Genomic DNA, 1,595 nt, shown 5'->3' on the forward strand with positions numbered 1-1,595 from the left:
GATTCTGTTGAAAAACTCGTTTCGCAGCGTCGCTGCGATGGTGTTTTGGCCAGTCGGCCTGGTTTGTCGAAGCTGCCGGTGCCGAAACTGACGCCGGGGGTATGCCCCGATGCCCTCAAGCGGGCGTCGCCTCCGCCGCTTCGTTCATCGGCATCAACCACTTCGCCATTCTCCGAAGATTCTGCGCTGTCGCCGCCAACAGGAATTCGTCTTGCGCACCGCTAAGGCCACGCAGTCGCAGACGATCCAGCTTCAAGATTCGCTTCAAATGTGCGAACAGCATTTCTACCTTCTTGCGCTCGCGCCGCGAGCGCTTATAAGCCGGTGTTTCTGCAATGGCTCGGGCTTCATCCCGCGATGCCTCATGAACACTGCGCGTAATCTTGCGAATCGGTGTGCTGGGGCAACACTGCTGCTTCATCGCGCACGCGGTGCAGTCGGCCTGACTTGATCGATAAACAATCGTATCGGCCTTGGTTACGTGTGTTCTGGGCTTCTTGAAGGGCCGCCATTCGCTACGCAAAGCGTGCCCCGTCGGGCAGCGATATTCGTTGTCGCTTTCAACCCACTGGAAGTCACTGTTGGGAAGTGCGCCATCGTTGCGCGGGCGCTGCCAGACGGGCACATGCGGGGCAATGTGTTTCTCCTGAACCATCCAGCCAAGCATCGCTCCTGTGCCGTACGCCGTATCGCCCACCAGGCGCTTTGGCTTCAGTTTAAAGCGCTGCTCGACCCGATCCACCATCGTCCTCGTAGATTCAACTTCCTGTGTTCGATGCGATGGTGTAGCTTCTACATCGACAATTATTCCTGCGTGTAAGTCGATTAAATAATTCGTCGAATACGCAAAGAATGCTGGCCCACCGGGCGCAGCCGTGTAACGAGCGGCGGGATCAGTCAGCGAGATTCGTTTCGCTGTTGCGATGAGTTCATCGTTGTCTGAGATCGTCGGGTTATTCTGCTCCAGAGCCGTTAAATACTCCTGTACGGCCCTGCTCGGGCCGTTGCCATGGCGCCAATCAATCACCTCCGTGCCCGGCACCCCGCGTGCGCGATTTGCATCCGCCTTGACTACACTCGCGTCAACAGCGAAGCCTTCACCCTGCACAAGGCCTTCGTCCATGCAGCGACGCAAGACCGATTCGAAGACATGCCGTAGGGCTGCGCTGACACGGAATCGGCCATGTCGATTCTTTGAGAACGTCGAGTGATCGGGAACAGCATCTTCCAGACCCAGACGGCAGAACCAACGATAGGCGAGGTTAAGATGAACCTCTTCGCACAGACGGCGCTCGGAGCGAATGCCGAAGCAGTAGCCCACAATTAGCATGCGAATCATGAGCTCCGGGTCAATCGAAGGCCGTCCGGTATGGCTGTAGTGCGGAGCGAGATGTTCGCGAAGTCCGCTGAGGTCGAAGTACCGATCAATACCACGCAAGAGGTGCGTGCGTGGTACGTGATCATCAAGGTTGAACGAATAGAAGAGCTGGTTCTGCACGCCACCCTGATGACCCATCATGACGTATCCCCCGTCGATCGATGTCTTCCAGGATAGCGAACAATCCCAGCGGCGGGCGAGTTTTTCAACAGAATCG

1 protein-coding gene is annotated in these 1,595 nt (G+C 57.0%); it reads right to left on the reverse strand.

Annotated elements, in window-relative coordinates:
- Window positions 1-115: 115 nt before the first annotated feature.
- Entirely contained in the window at window positions 116-1,519 is a 1,404-nt protein-coding gene (locus G3N97_RS38655) for a transposase (RefSeq protein WP_205997980.1), read from the reverse strand.
- Window positions 1,520-1,595 lie beyond the last annotated feature (76 nt).

It is taken from the genome of Paraburkholderia sp. Ac-20347 (genome assembly GCF_017104805.1).
Classification (GTDB): domain Bacteria; phylum Pseudomonadota; class Gammaproteobacteria; order Burkholderiales; family Burkholderiaceae; genus Paraburkholderia; species Paraburkholderia tropica.

Bases quoted from the DNA above. Each gene is read 5' to 3' on its own strand.
- G3N97_RS38655 (WP_205997980.1), bottom strand. From the start codon at position 1,519: ATGATGGGTCATCAGGGTGGCGTGCAGAACCAGCTCTTCTATTCGTTC.